We start from the raw sequence: 600 nt of genomic DNA on the forward strand, positions 1-600 counted from the left end.
CGAAGAACCTTACCAAATCTTGACATCCTTTGACCGCTCTAGAGATAGAGTCTTCCCCTTCGGGGGACAAAGTGACAGGTGGTGCATGGTTGTCGTCAGCTCGTGTCGTGAGATGTTGGGTTAAGTCCCGCAACGAGCGCAACCCTTAAGCTTAGTTGCCATCATTAAGTTGGGCACTCTAAGTTGACTGCCGGTGACAAACCGGAGGAAGGTGGGGATGACGTCAAATCATCATGCCCCTTATGATTTGGGCTACACACGTGCTACAATGGACAATACAAAGGGCAGCTAAACCGCGAGGTCAAGCAAATCCCATAAAGTTGTTCTCAGTTCGGATTGTAGTCTGCAACTCGACTACATGAAGCTGGAATCGCTAGTAATCGTAGATCAGCATGCTACGGTGAATACGTTCCCGGGTCTTGTACACACCGCCCGTCACACCACGAGAGTTTGTAACACCCGAAGCCGGTGGAGTAACCATTTATGGAGCTAGCCGTCGAAGGTGGGACAAATGATTGGGGTGAAGTCGTAACAAGGTAGCCGTATCGGAAGGTGCGGCTGGATCACCTCCTTTCTAAGGATATATTCGGAACATCTTCG

Annotated in this window: 1 rRNA gene; it reads left to right on the plus strand. The window is 50.0% G+C overall.

Going from position 1 to position 600, the window contains the following annotated elements:
- Nucleotides 1-574 (plus strand): 16S ribosomal RNA (locus ACZ267_RS12765); the annotation flags it as partial.
- Nucleotides 575-600: the final 26 nt, after the last annotated feature.

Source organism: Staphylococcus sp. AC872, assembly GCF_979255425.1.